General features: G+C 57.3%; 15 protein-coding genes. 7 read left to right on the top strand and 8 right to left on the bottom strand.

The features are described 5' to 3' along the window. From ACZ5A6_RS05770 to ACZ5A6_RS05740, 7 genes are all read left to right on the top strand, one after another. A complete protein-coding gene (locus ACZ5A6_RS05770; protein WP_174061325.1) occupies positions 1 to 1,023 on the top strand; it encodes a LacI family DNA-binding transcriptional regulator in 1,023 nt (340 codons plus the stop codon). 33 nt (positions 1,024 to 1,056) lie between these two features. After that, positions 1,057 to 2,106 (top strand): sugar phosphate isomerase/epimerase family protein, encoded by a 1,050-nt coding sequence (locus ACZ5A6_RS05765; protein ID WP_174061324.1) that lies wholly within the window; start codon positions 1,057 to 1,059, stop codon positions 2,104 to 2,106. Between the two features lie 11 nt (positions 2,107 to 2,117). Further along, positions 2,118 to 3,287: a Gfo/Idh/MocA family protein gene (locus tag ACZ5A6_RS05760; protein WP_065702520.1), complete on the top strand. Its 1,170-nt coding sequence runs from the start codon at positions 2,118 to 2,120 to the stop codon at positions 3,285 to 3,287. Positions 3,288 to 3,411: 124 nt separating this feature from the next. After that, positions 3,412 to 4,266, top strand: a complete 855-nt coding sequence (locus ACZ5A6_RS05755) for a sugar phosphate isomerase/epimerase family protein (protein ID WP_003515232.1) — start codon at positions 3,412 to 3,414, stop codon at positions 4,264 to 4,266. 153 nt (positions 4,267 to 4,419) lie between these two features. Then, positions 4,420 to 6,105: a GMC oxidoreductase gene (locus tag ACZ5A6_RS05750; RefSeq protein ID WP_003515231.1), complete on the top strand. Its 1,686-nt coding sequence runs from the start codon at positions 4,420 to 4,422 to the stop codon at positions 6,103 to 6,105. Then, positions 6,105 to 6,665: a gluconate 2-dehydrogenase subunit 3 family protein gene (locus ACZ5A6_RS05745; RefSeq protein WP_080798554.1), complete on the top strand. Its 561-nt coding sequence runs from the start codon at positions 6,105 to 6,107 to the stop codon at positions 6,663 to 6,665. The genes ACZ5A6_RS05750 and ACZ5A6_RS05745 overlap by 1 nt, the downstream gene beginning before the upstream one ends. A gap of 68 nt (positions 6,666 to 6,733) precedes the next feature. After that, on the top strand, positions 6,734 to 7,129 hold the full coding sequence (locus tag ACZ5A6_RS05740) for a c-type cytochrome (RefSeq protein ID WP_174061322.1): 396 nt from the start codon (positions 6,734 to 6,736) through the stop codon (positions 7,127 to 7,129). Between the two features lie 160 nt (positions 7,130 to 7,289). Here the strand turns inward: ACZ5A6_RS05740 and ACZ5A6_RS05735 are convergent, their stop codons facing one another. The 8 genes from ACZ5A6_RS05735 to ACZ5A6_RS05700 all read right to left on the bottom strand — a co-directional run bounded on the left by ACZ5A6_RS05735 (position 7,290) and on the right by ACZ5A6_RS05700 (position 15,775). Further along, positions 7,290 to 8,450 carry a glucoamylase family protein gene (locus ACZ5A6_RS05735; protein ID WP_174061406.1) on the bottom strand — a complete coding sequence of 387 codons (1,161 nt, stop codon included), beginning with the start codon at positions 8,448 to 8,450 and terminating at the stop codon, positions 7,290 to 7,292. Between the two features lie 224 nt (positions 8,451 to 8,674). Beyond that, on the bottom strand, positions 8,675 to 9,058 hold the full coding sequence (locus ACZ5A6_RS05730; RefSeq protein ID WP_013636078.1) for a response regulator: 384 nt from the start codon (positions 9,056 to 9,058) through the stop codon (positions 8,675 to 8,677). Continuing rightward, the gene (locus ACZ5A6_RS05725; protein ID WP_421406686.1) at positions 9,055 to 11,373 is read right to left on the bottom strand and encodes a GAF domain-containing protein; all 2,319 of its coding nucleotides are present in this window, start codon (positions 11,371 to 11,373) and stop codon (positions 9,055 to 9,057) included. Before ACZ5A6_RS05725 ends, ACZ5A6_RS05730 begins: the two co-directional genes overlap by 4 nt. 27 nt (positions 11,374 to 11,400) lie before the next feature. Beyond that, the gene (locus ACZ5A6_RS05720) at positions 11,401 to 11,826 is read right to left on the bottom strand and encodes a response regulator (RefSeq protein WP_003515224.1); all 426 of its coding nucleotides are present in this window, start codon (positions 11,824 to 11,826) and stop codon (positions 11,401 to 11,403) included. Between the two features lie 11 nt (positions 11,827 to 11,837). Next, positions 11,838 to 12,947 (bottom strand): PAS domain-containing protein, encoded by a 1,110-nt coding sequence (locus tag ACZ5A6_RS05715; protein WP_464111060.1) that lies wholly within the window; start codon positions 12,945 to 12,947, stop codon positions 11,838 to 11,840. A 232-nt stretch (positions 12,948 to 13,179) separates the two neighbouring features. Beyond that, entirely contained in the window at positions 13,180 to 13,956 is a 777-nt protein-coding gene (locus ACZ5A6_RS05710) for an ABC transporter permease (RefSeq protein WP_003515221.1), read from the bottom strand. Then, on the bottom strand, positions 13,943 to 14,710 hold the full coding sequence (locus ACZ5A6_RS05705; RefSeq protein WP_416333316.1) for an ABC transporter ATP-binding protein: 768 nt from the start codon (positions 14,708 to 14,710) through the stop codon (positions 13,943 to 13,945). Before ACZ5A6_RS05705 ends, ACZ5A6_RS05710 begins: the two co-directional genes overlap by 14 nt. 63 nt (positions 14,711 to 14,773) lie before the next feature. After that, on the bottom strand, positions 14,774 to 15,775 hold the full coding sequence (locus tag ACZ5A6_RS05700) for an ABC transporter substrate-binding protein (RefSeq protein ID WP_003515219.1): 1,002 nt from the start codon (positions 15,773 to 15,775) through the stop codon (positions 14,774 to 14,776). Between the last annotated feature and the right edge of the window lie 18 nt (positions 15,776 to 15,793).

The following is a 15,793-nucleotide window of genomic DNA, read 5'->3' as shown; positions in this document are numbered from 1 at the left end:
ATGAGCAAAGACCAAGGTTCGAATATCAGGGAAGTTGCAGCTCTCGCGGGCGTTTCGATCGCGACCGTGTCACGGGCGCTGCAACAACCCGACAAAGTCCGCCCGGAAACGAGGAAGAAGGTTTTCGATGCCGTGAGGCAGGCGAACTTTGTTCCCAACGCCCAGGCCGCAAGCTTCAGGCGTCAATCCAACAACACCGTCATTCTTCTTGTTCGCGATATCGGCAACCCGTTTTATCTCGAGATCTACAAGGGCGTGGAGGAAGCGGCGGGGGAGGCGGGCTTCAAAGTGCTCATGGGAGACGCCCGTAACGACGAAAACCGCGTGGCGACACATATCGACATGGTCAGGCAGAAACATGCTGACGGCCTCATCCTGATGACCGGCCAGTTTCCTTCAGAGCTTCTCGGTCACGGTGACGCGCTGCCGCCGATCGTCATCGCTTCGGAAACCGTGCCAGGCATCGCGCTGCCCACCGTCAAGGTCGATAACCGCGCCGCGTCCAAAAACGCCGTGCATCATCTGATCGAAGCAGGGCACACGAAGATCGCGCATCTCGCCGGACCTTTTCCGGAAAGTCTGGCACAGGAGCGTTTCGAGGGCTACCGCGACGCGCTTGAGGAAGCGGGTATCGGTTACGCGGATGAACTCGTCGTGACAGGCGATTACAGCATCGAAGCCGGTAGACAGGCGATTGCCGGACTTCTCGAAAACGGCATTTCCTTCACCGCCATCTTCGCCTCGAGCGACCAGATGGCGATTGGCGCGATCAGCGAGCTGCGCGGGCGCGGGCTGTCCGTGCCGACCGATGTCTCGGTCATTGGCTTCGACGATATAATTTTCGCCAATGCCTTCGAACCACCGCTAACGACAGTTCGCCAGCCCCGGCAGGAAATGGGCCGCAAAGCCATGGCGCTGATGGTCGACCGGCTTAATGGCAAACGCACGGCCGAAACCATCGTGCTGGATACGGAACTGGTGGTGCGCGGCTCGGTCGCGCCCTGCCGTTCGCCGCACCGGTAGCGGCCAGACTGTGAATGCAAGGAGTGTAAGGACATGAAGACGATCAAAGGCCCGGCGATTTTCCTCGCGCAATTTGTCGGGGACAAGGCACCCTTCGACACGCTCGACAATCTCGGCCAATGGGCGGCTTCCCTTGGGTACAAGGGCATTCAGGTGCCGACCGATCCCAAGCTCTTCGATCTTGAGAAAGCTGCCGCTTCCAAGGCTTATTGCGATGATATCAAGGGACGTCTGGCCGAGACAGGCGTCGAGATCACCGAGCTTTCAACCCATATTCAGGGCCAGCTCGTCGCTGTTCATCCTGCCTATGACGAGATGTTCGACGGTTTTGCGCCCGCCGAACTGCGCGGCAAACCGCAGGCGCGTCAGGAATGGGCGGTCAACCAGCTGAAGTGCGCGGCGAAAGCCTCGCAGCATCTGGGCCTCAAGAGCCATGCGAGTTTTTCCGGCGCGCTGGCGTGGCCTTTCGTTTATCCGTGGCCGCAGCGCCCCGCAGGTCTTGTTGAAATGGCCTTTGCTGAACTCGGCAAGCGCTGGACGCCCATTCTCGATACATTCGAGGAGAATGGCGTCGATCTCTGCTACGAGCTGCATCCCGGCGAAGACCTGCATGACGGCATTACCTTCGAGCGTTTTCTCGAAGCCACCGGCAATCATTCGCGCGCCAACATCCTTTATGATCCCTCGCACTTCGTGCTTCAGGCGATGGATTATCTTGATTTCATCGATATCTACCACGAGCGCATCCGGGCCTTTCACGTCAAGGATGCCGAGTTCAATCCGACCGGCCGGTCCGGCGTCTATGGCGGTTATCAAGGCTGGGTCGACCGGCCGGGGCGCTTTCGCTCACTCGGCGACGGGCATGTCGATTTCGGCGCGGTGTTTTCCAAGCTCACCCAATACGACTTCGAAGGGTGGGCCGTGCTGGAATGGGAATGCGCGCTGAAACACCCGGAGGACGGGGCGCGTGAAGGTGCCGGCTTCATCGAAAATCACATCATCCGCGTGACTGAGCGGGCTTTCGACGATTTCGCCAAAAGCGGCGTCGATGATGCCGCCAACCGTCGCCTTCTCGGGCTTTGAAAGGGATAGACATGTCCTCCGCAACAGCAAGATTTAATAGCCGCCGCATTCGTCTCGGCATGGTGGGTGGCGGTCAGGGTGCCTTTATCGGCGCGGTGCATCGTATCGCCGCGCGGCTCGACGACCGTTACGAATTGGTCGCCGGTGCGCTTTCCTCCGACCCGGCACGCGCCAGCGCTTCGGCAACCCTGCTAGGCATTGCGCCCGAGCGGTCCTACGCTTCGTTTGAGGAGATGGCGTCGGCCGAGGCCGGTCGTGAAGACGGTATCGAGGCGGTCGCCATCGTCACCCCCAATCACCTGCATTTCGCCCCGTCCAAGGTCTTCCTCGAATCTGGCATCCACGTCATCTGCGACAAGCCCGTCACAGCGACGCTGGAGGAGGCCAAGGAGCTGGCGAATATCGTGAGGGCATCCGACAGGCTGTTCATCCTCACGCATAATTACACCGGCTATGCCATGTTGCGGCAGATGCGGGAGATGGTGGCCAACGGCGCCATCGGCAAGCTGCGCCATGTCCAGGCCGAATATGCGCAGGACTGGCTGACCGAAGCGGTCGAAAAGACCGGCGCAAAGGGAGCGGAATGGCGCACCGATCCGAGCCGCTCGGGCGCGGGCGGGGCAATCGGCGACATCGGCACCCACGCTTTCAACGCCGCCGCCTTCGTGACCGGTGAAATTCCCGCGAGCCTCTACGCAGATCTCACTTCCTTCGTTCCGGGCAGGCAGCTGGATGACAGCGCCAATATTCTGCTGCGTTACGAAAGCGGCGCGAAGGGCATGCTCTGGGCAAGCCAGATCGCTGTCGGCAATGAAAACGCCCTGTCGCTCAGGGTCTATGGCGATAAGGGCGGCCTTGAATGGCACCACCGCGTGCCGGACGAGCTGTGGTTCACACCTTACGGCGAGCCCAAGCGGCTGATTACGCGCAATGGCGCGGGCGCAGGCGCTGCCGCAAACCGCGTCAGCCGTGTGCCATCAGGGCACCCGGAGGGATATCTCGAGGGTTTTGCGACGATCTACCGTGAAGCCGCAGACGCAATCATCGCAAAAAGGGAGGGAAAAGCAGCCGCCGGGGATGTGATTTATCCCGGCATAGAGGACGGCCTTGCGGGTCTCGCATTCATCGATGCGGCCGTGCGGTCCAGCCTGACCTCGTCCTGGGTAGAGATCGACATATAGATCACTGGATATCGGGGACTGACGACGCAGGGCATCGGAGGTTGTGCCCAGCATTACCTAATTGTTCGGAAGAGCACGGGCAGGCGTGTCGTCATATTGATCAAACGGAAAGGGAGTCACGCGTTTGAAAACGTTCAAGTCAAAATTCGCAAAGATGGCATTCGTCGTCGGACTGGCAGCGGGTATCGCAAATCCGGTTTTTGCCGATGACAGCAAGACGCTGCCGATTGCCGCGCAGATGTACACACTGCGCAACGCCGGAACGCTTGAGGAGCAGCTTGCCATCCTCAACCGCGCGGGCGTTTCCGCCGTGGAAACGGTGGATATGCAGAAGGTCAGCGCCAGCGAGCTGAACGCGCTTCTGGAAAAGCACAAGATCAAGGTCATTTCCTCGCATGTACCGATCGACAAGCTTCGCGGCAATCTCGACGAGGTCATCACCGAGCAGAAGGCTGTCGGCAATCCGGTCGTGACCGTGCCGTTCCTCAAGCCCGAAGACCGCCCCAAGGACGCCGCAGGCTGGACAGCCTTCGGCAAGGAACTTGGCGGATATGCCGACAAGCTTTCCGCGGCTGGCCTCTCCATGGCCTATCACAACCATGATTTTGAAATGGTCAAGTTCGACGGCAAGACGGCGCTTGAACTGCTGCTCGATGCCGCAGGCCCGAAACTGCAGAGCGAACTCGACGTCGCCTGGGTGGCGCGCAGCGGCAATGATCCGGCTGAGTTCCTCGGCACTCTGAACGGTCGGGTTTTTGCAATCCACGCCAAGGACAATGCACCGGCCGGCACGGCCGAAAACGAGCGCGGCTTTGCAACGATTGGCACCGGCGTTCTCGACTGGAAGACGATCCTGCCCGCGGCCAAACATGCCGGCGCACAATGGTTCATTCTTGAACACGACCTTCCGCTCGATGCCGAGGCGGTCGTGACCAAGGGCAACGCGTTCCTGAGCGAACGCCTGCCGACCATTCAGTAAACACTGCCAGTAAAACCAGAACCGCACCTCGGCGGCCGGTTTCGCCGGGGTGCGTAAGGTTCGACAGACGCATGATGAAGTTTCCGCCGCGTTGCGACGGGGAGCGCATTGTCTCGTCGACTTTTTACCCAAGTACCAATCGGAGGAGTTATCATGGCGGACAATCATTATGATGCGATTGTTGTCGGTTCAGGCATAAGTGGAGGCTGGGCTGCAAAGGAACTCACGGAAAAAGGCCTGAAGGTTCTGCTGCTGGAGCGCGGCAGAAACATCGAGCACATTACCGACTATCAGAATGCCGACAAGGAAGCCTGGGACTATCCCCATCGCAACCGCGCCACGCAGGAGATGAAGGCGAAGTATCCGGTTCTCAGCCGCGACTATCTGCTGGAAGAGGCCACGCTTGGTATGTGGGCCGACGAGCAGGAAACGCCCTATGTCGAAGAAAAGCGTTTCGACTGGTTCCGTGGTTATCACGTCGGCGGCCGTTCGCTGCTGTGGGGACGCCAGACCTACCGCTGGTCGCAGACCGATTTCGAGGCCAATGCCAAAGAAGGGATCGCCGTTGACTGGCCGATCCGTTATCAGGACATTGCTCCCTGGTATGATTATGTCGAGCGTTTCGCCGGCATTTCCGGCAGCCGCGAGGGGCTGGACATTCTTCCTGATGGTGAATTCCTGCCGCCTATTCCGCTGAATTGCGTTGAAGAGGATGTGGCACGCCGGTTGAAAACTGCCTTTAAAGGCACGCGACACCTCATCAATTCGCGCTGCGCCAACATCACCCAGGAACTTCCCGATCAGGAGCGCACGCGCTGCCAGTTCCGCAACAAGTGCCGGTTGGGCTGTCCTTTCGGGGGCTATTTCAGCACGCAGTCATCGACCCTGCCGGCGGCAGTCGCCACCGGAAATCTTACGCTCCGGCCTTTCTCCATCGTCAAGGAAATCCTTTACGACAAGGACAAGAAGAAGGCGCGCGGTGTAGAGATCATCGATGCCGAAACGAACCTGACCTATGAATACACCGCCGATGTGATTTTCCTCAACGCTTCGACGCTCAACTCGACCTGGGTTCTGATGAACTCGGCCACAGACGTGTGGGAGGGAGGGCTCGGCAGCAGCTCGGGCGAGCTCGGCCACAATGTGATGGACCACCATTTCCGCATGGGCGCCACCGGCGAAGTGGAAGGTTTCGAAGAGTTTTATTTCAAGGGCCGCCGCCCGGCGGGATTCTATATTCCCCGTTTCCGCAACACCGGCGACGACAAGCGGAACTATCTGCGCGGTTTCGGTTATCAGGGATCCGCCAGCCGTTCGCGCTGGGAGCGGGAAATCGCCGAACTCAACATCGGAGCCGACTACAAGGAAGCGCTGACCCAGCCGGGCGCCTGGACTATCGGCATGACTGCCTTCGGTGAAATGCTGCCTTATCACGAGAACCGCGTGAAGCTGGACCACGACAAGAAGGACAAATGGGGCCTGCCGGTCCTGTCGATGAATGTCGAGATGAAGCAGAACGAACTCGATATGCGCGAAGACATGGTCAATGACGCAGTCGAGATGTTCGAAGCGGTCGGCATCAAGAACGTCAAACCGTCGAGGGGTAGCTATGCGCCGGGCATGGGCATCCATGAAATGGGTACGGCTCGCATGGGGCGCGACCCCAAAACTTCCGTGCTTAATGGCAACAACCAGGTCTGGGATGCGCCGAACGTCTTTGTCACTGACGGTGCCTGCATGACTTCGGCCTCCTGCGTCAACCCATCGCTCACCTACATGGCGCTGACGGCGCGTGCCGCCGAATTTGCCGTTTCCGAACGCAAGAAGGGTAACCTGTGATGAACAGACGTGAACTGCTGAAACTGATAGCCATTGCCTCCGGTCTTCCGTTGATCGGCGCTGACGTGGTCACTGCGGCGGAAAACGCCGCCAAGCCCGCCGGCGACGTCCACGTGTTCAGCCCGGAGGAAATCCGGCTTCTGGACGAGGTGGCTGAAACGATTATCCCTCGCACATCCACCCCGGGTGCGAAGGACGCTGCCGTTGGCGCATTCATGGCAGTTTATGCGGCCGATTGTTACACGGGCGAACAGCGGAAACTCTTCCTCTCCGCTATGGCTGACATCGAAAACCGCAGCCGGACGGAATACAAGAAGGCGTTTCTGGAGTTGACGTCGCAGGAGCGGCAGACGCTGATTTCTGCGCTGGACAAACAGGCCCGGGCGGAACAGACACCGACCGCACCGCATCCCTTCACACTCGTCAAGCAGCTGACGCTGCTCGGTTTCTTCACCTCGAAGATCGGCGCCACCGAGGTTCTCGTTTACGACGAAATCCCCGGCGGCTTTGAGACCTGCGTTCCCTACAAGAAGGGTACGCCCGCCTGGGGCACGACCTGAATTGAGAACAAGCCGCCCGCCTGCATTCGCAGGCGGGCGCGTTCATACGGCAGAACAAGGATGACACGATGCGCAAGAGAATGATCATCACGGCGGTAATGCTGGCAGCAAGCACCATTCCCGCTTTTTCAGAGGGCGATGTTGCCAAGGGGGAGGCGGCCTTCAAGCGCTGTTCCGCCTGTCACGCCATCGGCGAGGGCGCGAAAAACAAGGTCGGCCCGCAGCTGAACGGGATCATCGGCCGGACTGCGGGCGGCGATCCGGACTATAATTACTCGAATGCGATGAAAAAAGCAGGCGGGGAAGGGCTGGCGTGGACACCGGAGGAACTGCGAGACTTTCTCAGCGCTCCCAAGAAGAAAATCCCCGGAAACAAGATGGCCTTGGCGGGCATCAGCAAACCGGAAGAACTGGATAATCTTATCGCCTACATCGAGAGCGCGTCTTCGAAACCAGCCGAATGACGGCACGCCGTTTATCGAACATCAAAACTCCCGCAGTTTTGAGACGATGACCACGACTTTACCCCAGCATATCCTGCGCGCCGAAGGCCTTGCCAAGGAATTGCCAAGGCCTTCCGGCGTTGTCTTCAAGGATGCATTTGCGCTACTCAAACACCGGTTCTCAGGGGTCGGTCCGTCCTTCCTGCAGGCCCGACTTTTCGAAAGACCTGTCCTGATGGAAGCCCAGTTTGGCCAAGCCGTTTTTCACCTCCGGTGCGTTCATGAATAAATCCCAGATCAGGCCGCTGCGATAGTTTTCCATCATCGCAACAACAGGCCCTTGATTGATCGCAAGATGCGTTCCGGACACCCAGCCGGTTGAGGGCTGGAATGAATCCATGAGGCCAAAGCGGCCGATGAGTGCACCATTGTTCCATTGCAGAAAACGCAAAGCCGCCTCGCGTGAGCGATGAGAAAAGAAGGGCATGCTCGAGAGGGCTGCCGTTGTCGCAATGATGCCGTCATCGTCGGTCGGAGAGTTTACGACATAGCCCTTTGGCCCATCACACGCAGACAGACCCCACCCGGCATCACTTGGGTAGCGCGTGCGGCAGTAGCGGTAATTGATCATGCAATGCGCGTGAACCTGCTCCAGATAGTCGTGACAATAAACATCGCCGAGACCGCGCGGATCGAGTGTGCAGAAGGAATAGTGCGACAGGAAAAGCGGCCCTCCATACGGCTGGCCAAGTGGCAGCCGAACACCGAGATACATCGATCCGTTCCGGATTTCGCCATCGCTTGCCCATCCGGAATGATAAGACTCGGCGCTGATTGCATGCGTCGTTGAACCCGCCGCGAGCACATAACAGACGAGGGCCTCGTTCCAGCCCACAATCGGCAAGTTTTTCGCCCAGGCATACCGACGGCTCCAATGCCAGAACAGCGGCCCGGGCTTTCCCCTGGTAAACCAGCCCCACTCCACCGTCTCGACGATTTCATTTATGGACCGGCGTAAATCGATTTCGGAGGATGTCTGCGCGCCAAAAAACTGCCTGACGCAGATCAGCGCCTGAACCAGAAGAGCGGTTTCAACGAGATCTCCGCCGTCGTCGAATTTCGCGAAGGGTATCGTTCTTCCGCTGGACGCATCGATAAAGTGAGGGAAGGCGCCATGAAAACGCTTCACACTTGCCAGCGATCTCAACATCCGGCTCGCCCGCGCGATGGCTTCCTGTTCGGTTATCCAAGAACGGCGGACACCAACGATGAGCGAAAGAAAACCAAACCCGATACCGGAGACCGACGCGATCTCATGGATCGCAACACCATCGGATCGCATACGATCCCGCGGTAGGCCACTCTCCGGGTGGCTCCCGGACCAGAAATATTCAAAGGTATTGCGATGCAAACCATCAAGTTCAGCAGGTAATTTATCCGTCAATTCCAACCTCAGGGACCAGCGGCAATCAGTCGGCAGATCGACTGCCAAGCCTTATCCGACTCTGTCACCATCTCCAAATTTCAAGCGGAGCGGTGAATCCCGGTAGCCGCAAAAATTCTCGGCTACCGCAGCATCTGTCTTATCGTCTCCACGATCTGCTCTTCGCAGTAAGGTTTCGTAAAGAAAGCCGTATCAGCCGCGATCATATGACCGGGATCTTCGAGATGGCCGGAAACCAGGATAACTTTAATAGGGGGCCACCTGTCACGAATAATGGCTGCCAGTTGCAGGCCGTCGACGCCGCGTGGCATATCGATATCAGTGAAGACGATCCGAATGTCTGCGCGTGCCTCAAGGATATTGACCGCCTCCGTAGCATCTGCCGCAGCAAGCGCTGTGTATCCTGCGGTTTCAACCAGATCCACGGCGGCAAGGCGTAGCAACGGCTCATCCTCAACGACGAGTATGGTTGCCACATCGGCAGCATTCGAGGTCACGGTCATCATGACTGTCTCAAATGGGAAACCAGTCCCTGCATCGTTACCCGCAGGCCGTCAGGATCAAAATTGACCTCGACACCGCCTGTACCCATCAGACCAAGCTGGATGAGCTTCGATCCGAAACCTTTACCCGATGGAGCGGTCACCGGCGGGCCGTCCTGCTCCTTCCATTCCAGAACAAGCGCGTTCTCGCCGCCTGCATCTTCTATCGTCCATGAAATAACGACGGTTCCGGCATCAGAAGTCCAGGCTCCATATTTCAAAGCGTTTGTGCCAAGCTCGTGCATCAGGAGAGCCAGCGACAGTGCAGTTCTAGGCCCGATTTCCATGTCGGTGCCCGATATGCGGTATCGCTCGGGAAGAGAAAGTTGGCGAAGCACGGAATCGATCACTGCCACCATGCGCGCCGACGACCAGTCCTGGTTCAGGAGAACCTCATGCGCATTGGAAAGCGCGCGCAATCTGCTCGTGAAGGCTTCGACAGGGGCTCTGTCGGTAACAGGGCGAAGCGTCTGTGTCGCAATTGCCTGAACCATGGCCATCGTGTTCTTGAGCCGGTGGCTGATCTCGTGATTGAGAACCTGTTGTTCCTGCTCGGCCCGAATCCTGGAGATCGCCTCACGCGTGCGGTCCGCTATCGCACGCACAAAATCACGCTCCTCGGACGAGAATTCATGCGGCTTGTCGTAGTGTACGAACATGACCCCCGCGAATGCACCTCTTTCGATGATTGGCACATTCACGAGGACGGAGATGCCTAATGAGTGTAGAAGCTCGGCTGAAGCGGAGGTTCTCGGATCTGTCGCCACATCGGGTATGATGACCGTCTCGCCGCGCTTCAAGTCCTGGATGTAGGATCCGTAATTCCTGAAATGATGGAGCCCCGCGACGGTGAACATTCCCTCCGCACACCAGTCGGGAAGCATCTGCACCGTCTCGGCGATAGGGTCAACGATGCCGTAGCCCGCCCGCGTCGCGCCTCTCAGACTCCGTGCCAAAATCTCGGCGGCGGCAAATGCCACTTCCGCAACAGTATCCAGCTCGCGGATCTTTTCGCCAAGTTCCAGGAATGCAAGCTGCCTGTCCTCCGACAGTTTTTGAGCGGTGGCGTTGCGTGCGACCTTGATATATCCCGGGACCTTGGGCGACGAATGGTTGGACATCGGCCGGATCGTGCCGTCCAGAAAGATGCTGGAGCCATCGGCAGCGAGGTGCCACCGGCGGTCGGGTGCAACCCCTTCGGACGTGGCTCTGCTCACTTCAGCCGCAGGAACGCCGGCTGCCCGGTCCTCCTCAGTAAAAATCGACTCAAACGGCCGTCCGAGCATCTCGGCTTCCGACCAGCCAAATGTCTCCTGCGCTCCACCGAACCAGCTTGTAATACGCTGGTCTTCATCGATCGTCATGATGATGTAGTCTTTGGCGCCTTCGACGATCAGGCGAAGCTTCGTTTCGCTGTCGCGTAAAGCCTCCTGGGCTTGCATACGGTCAGTGACTTCAACGAACATTATGACGAACGTATCTTCACCAGTGGCTTGAACATAGCCGTCAAACCACCGGTCCATCGATCCGATTTTGCGGGTGAAACGCTTGCTTTGTTGGGTCTCGACGGCCTCCACCACATCGGAAACCCACTCATTCTCGAATTCTGGAAAGAGTTCGCGCATGGTTCGACCAGGCACATCATCGCCTGGTAATCCGAGAAGAGTGCTCCATGCGGGATTGACCGTCTCGTACCGCCAATCGACAATCGTTCCGTCTACGTCACGGATCACCGAGCCTACGACGATGCCTTCCTCCAATTGCTGGAAAAGCGCACCCCAGCGTCGCTCGGAAAGGAAGGTCGCAATCTGGTTCGAGGCGACCCTTCCGATCTGGTGCAGTAACTGCAGCTCGCTTTCCGTCCATGTGCGTGGTTCGCCATCGATTGCTGCGAGCGCGCCGATCACCATGCCATCAGGGAGGGTTACAGGCACTCCCATGTAGGAGATCACACCCAGATCGGTTATGGCCAGATTATTTCTAACGAGATCATGAACCGTCGCATCCCCGATGATCAAAGGCTGTCTGTCGCGAACCACATGCTGACAGAATGAATGCGTGAGTGGCGTTTCCGCTGCTTCAGCCCATTTGGGTGGCAACCCGACATGAGCGATGAAAACCTGCCGGTGCTCGTCCAGAATGGAGATCAAAGCCACTGGGCATTTCAGGCCGGTTTTGACGACCTCGATAATATCCTGGAATTCGGGTGGGCTCTGGACATCAAGCAGCCCAGAGTTTCGAACTGCGTCAATGCGTTCCGACGGTGAATTCAAGGTCAATCCTTATCCGCACAGGGGCGGCGTTGGTCAAGCCGACAAGGCGGCAAGCAGTTTGGGCGAAACAACAAGGCTGGGAGGAGGGGTAGCGGAGCGCTCTGCGCCAATAACGATGCCTTCAATGAACTGCAAGGCATTTTGCAAACCGTTCATCGTGTAGGGTTTCTCGATCGCTCCAAGTGCGCCTGCAAAGTCCTCAGGTATTCTCTTCAGGTTACCCGAAACAAAAACATAGGGGATGGAGCTCGAGGAAAGATATCGGCCGACTTCTATGCCCGTTGGACCATCCAGCAATTGAATGTCTACAAATGCGAATTGCGGCAGTGCCTTATTGGCAAGCTCGATAGCTTCCTTGCTGTCGGCAGCGATCCCCACAATCTCGTGTCCGGCATCTTCCACTTCGCTTTCAAGTTCCATCGCCAGCAGAGCTTCGTCCTCTACGATCAAGATTTTCACAGGAGATCCTTTCAGTCTTTTACAGAAAGCGTGACACGAACATCCGAGAGGCAACCTTCAACCGTCCGAACTATCGTAGCACGCAATTGTTTTACGCACGCTTCCAGCATCTTTTTGCTAAATTCTGCTTCTTCCTTTTCCACTTCGCCCGGCGTGACGGTATCGGCAACCCTTACAAGGAAGTGGCCGTTTAGGCGCTTGACCTCCAGGTGCAATTGCCCGCCACGGTCCTTCAATCCTCTGCGAATGGCGTCGCCGATGAGTTCGTTGATGATCAAGGCAAGGGGGGAGGCCTTGGTCGCCGGAACCACAACCTCGCGAAGATCGGTGGTGAGGATGATGTCGGTTCGCTTCAAGGCGCCGATCTTGTCGAGCATCAATGTATTGGCAAAATCTGCGACATCGAAATGCCCTACATCTTCATCGTTCAGAAGCTTGCGCTGGACGGTGCTGAGTGCTTCGACCCTGTTCAGCACAGACATCAATGTCCGCTCCACAACATCGTTATCAGTCATCCGCGCCTGAAGCTTCACGATTGAGGCGATTGTCAGGAGGTTGTTTTTTACGCGATGATCAACTTCGTGGACGAGGGTTGTTTTTGCCCGCAATGCCTCTGTCAAATCCGCCGTTCGCAGCGCCACCTCTCCCTCCGCGATGTGGCGGGCGCGAGCGAGTTCGGCTTCCTTGCTCTTGATATCGGTGAAGTCGAGTTGCGAGGCGAAAAAATAGATGACGGTTCCGGCAGCATCGCGAACAGGACTTACGAAGAGAGCATTCCAAAACTCTGATCCGTCCTTGCGATAATTAAGGATGTCGATCGCCAAATCCTGTTCGGCTGCGATTGCCTCACGCAGCTTCGTAACTGAGCCAGGATCCGTGTCTGGACCTTGGAGCAGACGACAATTTTGACCAACCAGCTCTTCGGCGGAATAGCCCGTCAATCTGCTGAAAGCAGCATTGCAGAAGATGATTGGATTGTCGTTGAGGAGTGGATTTGTGATGATCATGGGCATGCGGGTGGCCTTGAAGGCTGCCGCAAACGGATCTTCAGAAGCGTGGCCAGATACTAGACGCTCTCCAGCGTCTTGAGCATCCTGCCGGAGGAGATCATTATCTTTCATGCAAGGTCCTGAAGGTAACGGTCCCCTAAAATGTTTGAATGGGAATTTGGTTCCAACGACAAAGTGAATTATTCCTGTTTTACAGGGCAGGGGATCCACCATCTTTTTGCATATTGTCCGTGAGCAGGTCTGCCGGCGTCCGATAGCCGAGAAATCGGCCTGATGACGTCAGTAGAACAAAAACGGGGCGACCAACTGGCCGCCCCGCTTGATATGAGACTGGGTCGAAACCTCAGGCAGGCCGTTCTTCGCCCGCGTTCGGCCTCCAGGTGATCAGCTTTCTTTCGGCGACATCGAGAATGAGATCGATGACGAGAACAAAAATGGCGAGAATGATGATACCGGCGAAAACGCCGACCGCGTCGAAGTTACCTTCCGAACGGGCGATCAGGTAACCGAGGCCTGCGGAAGACCCGAGATATTCGCCGATGATCGCGCCAACCACCGCAAATCCGACGGATGTGCGCAGCGACGACAGGATCCAGCTGGCTGCCGCCGGAAAATAAACATGACGCAAGAGATCAGAGCGCTTTGCACCGAGAATGCGCGTGTTGGAAAGCACGACGGGGTTTACTTCGCGAACACCTTGCATGGCGTTGAAGAACGTCACGAAGAAGACGAGGGTGACCGCAAGAGCGACCTTTGACCAGAGGCCAAGCCCCAGCCAAAGGACGAAAATTGGCGCGAGGACCACACGCGGGATGGCATTCACTGCCTTGATGAACGGATCCAACACACGGGCCACAAAGGGACTGAGGCCTAGCCAGACACCGGCGCCGACGCCGAGACCTGTACCGATGAGGTAACCGAGAACCGTTTCACTCAAGGTGATACCGACATGTTTGTAAAAGCCGGCATCGGCAACCCAGGTGATGACCTGCTTGACGATGTCGATGGGTGCCGGGAAGAAGAAGCGGTCGATCGCCCCGGAGCTTACCCCGAGTTGCCACCCACCCAGGAGCACGACCAGAAGCACGATCTGGATGATGCGAACATTAACGGCTTGCATAGCTTTTCTCCACTTCGCCGCGCAAAGACGCCCATATATCGCGATATAGGGTCATGAATTTCGGATCGAGCTTGATTTCGGCCACGTTGCGGGGCCGTTCCAGATCAACCGGGAAGCTCTCGATAACCCGGCTCTTGGGGCCGGCAGCAAGGACGACAACCCGGTCCCCGAGTGCAATCGCCTCTTCGAGATCGTGCGTGATCATGACCACTGCACGGCGGTCCTCTTGCCACAATCTCAGGAGTTCATTCTGCATGAGGTGGCGCGTGTGAATGTCGAGTGCGGAGAAGGGCTCGTCCATCAGGATGACCTTCGGCTCGGCTATAAGCGCCTGCGCCATCTGGACACGTTTGCGCTGTCCGCCTGAAAGTTGATGCGGAAAGCGCTCTTCAAACCCCTTCAGGCCAACTTTTTCCAGCCAGGCCAGAACTTTGGTACGGCGCTCATGTTCGGATACGCCGCGGAACAGCAGGCCAAGCTCGACATTCTGATAGGCCGTTTTCCAGGGAAGCAGCGCATCCTGCTGGAAGAGATATCCAATGTTGTTCTGCACGCCCTGCACGGCTGAACCATCGATGGAGACCTTTCCCTGCGCCGGTTTCAGCAAACCCGCGATGGCATTGAGAATGGTGGACTTGCCGCATCCGGTTGGGCCGACAATCGAGAGAAACTCACCATCTCCAACTTTCAGGTTCACATCCTGGACCGCAACGAACGCGCCAAAGGCCATTGTTACGTTCTCGATTGCTACCATTGGCTGAAGATTGAGTTCTGCCACGGGTTCTAACTTTCTAATTGGCAAAGACATTGAAGACCCTCAGTTTACGCCCTTCGAAGCCGCAGCCTCGACGAACTTGTTGGTGTAGGTCGTGTTGAGATCGATCGTGGCCTTCGCGACTGCGTCGTTGAAGCTTTTCAAAACCGCCAACGGGGTTTCCAGATCGGCCTGGTTGAAGGTTCCATCTTCGGAGAAGATCGCCTTGGCGGCTTCGACCGCCTTGATGTAGGTCTGCTTGTCGCCGGACACGAAATCATCGGGAAGCTTTGCAACGATTTCCTCGGCCGAATGCTCCTTCATCCAATGCAGCGCCTTTACCGTGGCATTGGTAACCTTCTGGATCACCTCGGGATGTGCATCGATGTATTCCTGCGTCGCATACAAGACGGAGGTGGGGTAGATCCCGCCGTAGACGTCCTTGGCTCCCTGATCGCTGCGGGCATCGATCAAAATCTTGCCAAGACCACGCTCAACCACGATCGTCGCAGCCGGATCGTAATTGACCAACAGGTCAATCTTGCCTTGCTGCAGAGCGGCAACAGCAGCAGCGCCAGAGCCAACGCCGATGATGGCGATGTCATTGTCGCTCAGATTGTGCTGCTTCATGTAATAACGAATGAAGAAATCGGACGAAGACCCGGGCGAGGTGATCCCGACCTTTTTGCCCTTGATGGTTTCAGGTTTTGCCGGATCGAAGTCTGTATCGTTCTTTCCTGCGAGAACCAGCCCGGAATTGCGGGCGAGCTGAACGAAGCCAACCACGTGCTTGTTCTGGGACTGCATCTGGATCGTGTGATCGTAGAAACCGACGGCTACATCCGTGGACCCTGCGACGAGCGCCTGCAGGACTTTCGAACCGCCTTGGGCAAAGTTCTCGGTCGTCACCTCAAGGCCCTCGTCCTTGTAGAAGCCGAGGCTGGCCGCCACCGGAAAAGGCAGGTTGTTGAGGTTGTACGAACCAACACTCATTCTGACAGATTCTGCATTTGCCGACGCTGCCAGCGCACAGAGCGCCGCTGTTGCAAGCAAGTATTTACGCATGAGGGTCTCCTCCCAGTT

This window comes from Agrobacterium sp. 6Ca8 (genome assembly GCF_055382765.1).
This window is presented reverse-complemented; position numbering and strand designations above follow the sequence as displayed.

Bases quoted from the DNA above. Each gene is read 5' to 3' on its own strand.
- ACZ5A6_RS05770 (WP_174061325.1), top strand. From the start codon at position 1: ATGAGCAAAGACCAAGGTTCGAATATCAGGGAAGTTGCAGCTCTCGCG.
- ACZ5A6_RS05765 (WP_174061324.1), top strand. From the start codon at position 1,057: ATGAAGACGATCAAAGGCCCGGCGATTTTCCTCGCGCAATTTGTCGGG.
- ACZ5A6_RS05760 (WP_065702520.1), top strand. From the start codon at position 2,118: ATGTCCTCCGCAACAGCAAGATTTAATAGCCGCCGCATTCGTCTCGGC.
- ACZ5A6_RS05750 (WP_003515231.1), top strand. From the start codon at position 4,420: ATGGCGGACAATCATTATGATGCGATTGTTGTCGGTTCAGGCATAAGT.
- ACZ5A6_RS05745 (WP_080798554.1), top strand. From the start codon at position 6,105: ATGAACAGACGTGAACTGCTGAAACTGATAGCCATTGCCTCCGGTCTT.
- ACZ5A6_RS05740 (WP_174061322.1), top strand. From the start codon at position 6,734: ATGCGCAAGAGAATGATCATCACGGCGGTAATGCTGGCAGCAAGCACC.
- ACZ5A6_RS05735 (WP_174061406.1), bottom strand. From the start codon at position 8,450: ATGCGATCCGATGGTGTTGCGATCCATGAGATCGCGTCGGTCTCCGGT.
- ACZ5A6_RS05730 (WP_013636078.1), bottom strand. From the start codon at position 9,058: ATGATGACCGTGACCTCGAATGCTGCCGATGTGGCAACCATACTCGTC.
- ACZ5A6_RS05715 (WP_464111060.1), bottom strand. From the start codon at position 12,947: ATGAAAGATAATGATCTCCTCCGGCAGGATGCTCAAGACGCTGGAGAG.
- ACZ5A6_RS05710 (WP_003515221.1), bottom strand. From the start codon at position 13,956: ATGCAAGCCGTTAATGTTCGCATCATCCAGATCGTGCTTCTGGTCGTG.
- ACZ5A6_RS05705 (WP_416333316.1), bottom strand. From the start codon at position 14,710: ATGGTAGCAATCGAGAACGTAACAATGGCCTTTGGCGCGTTCGTTGCG.
- ACZ5A6_RS05700 (WP_003515219.1), bottom strand. From the start codon at position 15,775: ATGCGTAAATACTTGCTTGCAACAGCGGCGCTCTGTGCGCTGGCAGCG.